General features: G+C 48.7%; 2 protein-coding genes. Both read left to right on the top strand.

Annotated elements, in window-relative coordinates:
* Positions 1–138 precede the first annotated feature (138 nt).
* Entirely contained in the window at positions 139–2,301 is a 2,163-nt protein-coding gene (locus VN105_RS07365) for a S9 family peptidase (RefSeq protein WP_325639414.1), read from the top strand.
* A 29-nt stretch (positions 2,302–2,330) separates the two neighbouring features.
* A complete protein-coding gene (locus VN105_RS07360; protein WP_325639412.1) occupies positions 2,331–2,723 on the top strand; it encodes a hypothetical protein in 393 nt (130 codons plus the stop codon).
* Positions 2,724–2,876: the final 153 nt, after the last annotated feature.

Genomic DNA, 2,876 nt, shown 5'->3' with positions numbered 1-2,876 from the left:
TCTGACATAAAAATAGAAAAAAAGAAATTGTTTTTTTCAAACTAAAGGGTGATTTTTTATCCGGTAACGCTACCGTCCCTATATTGTTCATTCTTTTTCTATTATAATTTGGCTACCATTGCAAATTATTCTTACATAATGAAGAAACTTACTTTACTCATTGTTTTTATCGCGCTGTATAATCTGCCCACACAAGCGCAGCCAGGAAAGGGCATCCGGTGGAGCTCCGACGGAAAGTCTTATTTTAAAGCCACACCCGCCGGTATTGAATCTTTCCCGTTATCCGGTGAACAACCTTCCCTTAAAATTCCTGCCGCCGCCTATCATAGCCTTGCTTTAAAAGATTTTTATTTTTCGGGAGATGAAAAGAAAGTATTGCTTTACACCAATGCAAAAAAAGTATGGCGCTACGAAACCCGCGGTGATTACTGGCTGCTGGACATTGCCACCGGTAAGCTGCTGCAGCTGGGGAAAGATAAACCCGCTTCCTCCCTCATGTTTGCCAAGCTATCGCCCGACGGAACCAAAGCCGCGTACGTAAGCGGGCATAACATCTTCGTGGAAGACCTCTCTACCGGCGCCATCACACCCATCACCACCGATGGCACACGCCGCTTCATCAATGGTACCTTCGACTGGGCCTATGAAGAAGAGTTCGGCTGCCGCGACGGCTTCCGCTGGAGCCCCGACAGTAAGCGCATCGCCTACTGGCAGATCGATGCCACGAAGATCCGCGACTTCCTCATGATCGATAACACCGATTCTATATACGCTTTCACCGTACCGGTAGAATACCCGAAAGCAGGAGAAAGCCCTTCTGCCTGCCGTGTTGGCGTAGCAGATATACAAACTGCTAAAACAACCTGGATGCAGGTTCCCGGCGATCAGCAGCAACATTATATTCCCCGTATGGAATGGGTACCCGGTAAAAATACCCTCATCATCCAGCAGCTGAACCGCAAACAGAATGAAAGCAAAATAATGCTTTGCGATGCAGGCAACGGAAAAGTACGCCCGCTCTATGAAGAAAGAGACAGCGCATGGATCGATGTAAAATCCCGCTGGGATGACGATAACATCGCCGGATGGGATTTTACCCGTAACAGCAGGTCCTTTATCTGGGTAAGTGAACAGGATGGCTGGCGTCATCTCTATAACATCTCAACAGAAAATGGTAAAGCCACCTTACTCACACCCGGCAATTATGACGTGATCAGTATTGCCAAGATCGATGAAGCCGCTAATACCATCTATTTCCTGGCATCACCGGAAAACCCTACCCAGCAGTACTTGTATAAGGTGCCGCTGACCGGCGGCAAGGCGGAACGCATTACCCCGGCCAACGAACCCGGTTCCCACGAATATAAAATTTCGCCTTACGGCACATGGGCCATCCACGAGTTCAGTAATGCCTATACTTATCCTGTAAGTGAAAACCTCCAGCTGCCTTCGCATAAAAGCAACGGCAACACGGTGTTGAACGCCATCACCAAAGGCGCATCGGGGCCTAATAAACCGGAGTTTTTCAACATCACTACCGTAGATGGCGTTACCATGAGCGGATGGATGAGCAAGCCCGCTAACTTTGATCCTGCAAAAAAATACCCCGTCGTATTTTATGTATATGGCGAACCCGCCGGGGCTACTGCACTGGACGCAATCGGCGCCGGCCGCAACTTCCTTTATGATGGCGACATGGCCGCCGATGGATATGTGTATATATCCATGGACAACAGGGGAACCCCTTTGCCCAAAGGCCGTACCTGGCGCAAATGCATCTACCGCAAAGTAGGGCTGATCAATGCGCGCGACCAGGCCATGGGCGCCAAAGCGCTGCTGCAGAAATATCCTTTCCTCGATCCCCGGCGCACGGCGGTTTGGGGCTGGAGCGGCGGCGGCTCTATGACGCTGAACCTCCTGTTCCAATACCCCGACATCTATAAAACAGGCATTGCCATTGCCGCGGTAGGCAACCAGCTCACTTATGACAACATCTACCAGGAACGTTATATGGGCCTGCCGGAAGAAAACAGGGAGGATTTTGTAAAAGGATCGCCTATCACTTATGCAAAAAACCTGCAGGGCAACCTGCTGTACATCCATGGTACCGGCGATGATAATGTACATTACCAGAACGCGGAAATGCTGCTGAATGAACTGATCAGGTATAATAAGCAATTCCAGTTTATGGCGTATCCAAACCGTACCCACAGCATCTCTGAAGGACAGGGCACTTTTGAGCACTTATCTACTTTATATACGAATTATCTGCGTACGCATTGTGAACCGGGCGCAAAATAAAGTACCTTTGCCACCCTAAATTGAAAAGTATGTCCAGGACAGCTATTATTGGAATACTGGCAGCGTTGCTGGTAATTGTATGCGCTTTTTTACCATGGTCGGCCGTAGACGTGGATAGCAGGCACCTGGTGTTCACCGGCGTAAACGGAACCGGTTCCAACTATGGTGAACCTGGCCGTTTGTCTATTATCCTCTCAGTGGTGGCCATTGTAATTTTCCTGGTGAAAAATAAGTGGGTGTCCAGGATCAACCTCTTTATTGCAGGGTTCCTGCTGGCCTGGACTTTCAGGAATATGTTACTGTACTCCAGGTGCGAACTGGGCGATTGCCCGCACCCGCAGGCGGGGCTATACCTGTCGCTTGCCGGCGCCCTGGTGGCGTTTGGCTGCGTGCTGTTCACCCGCACACCGAAAAGTAAATGAACGCCTTCGGCGTTGAAATTGTCTTGGAACAGGATTACGCTGATTTTACTGATTACACTGATTTTATTTTCTGGATTTATAAATGATTAAGGGAGATATGAGCGGATATTTTCGCTATATCTCCCTTAATCTTATAAAAAATCAAAATTGATC

This window comes from Chitinophaga sp. (assembly GCF_035564935.1).
Classification (GTDB): Bacteria; Bacteroidota; Bacteroidia; order Chitinophagales; family Chitinophagaceae; genus Chitinophaga.
The sequence above is the reverse complement of the archived record's forward strand: the minus strand, read 5'-3'. Positions and strand labels throughout refer to the sequence as shown.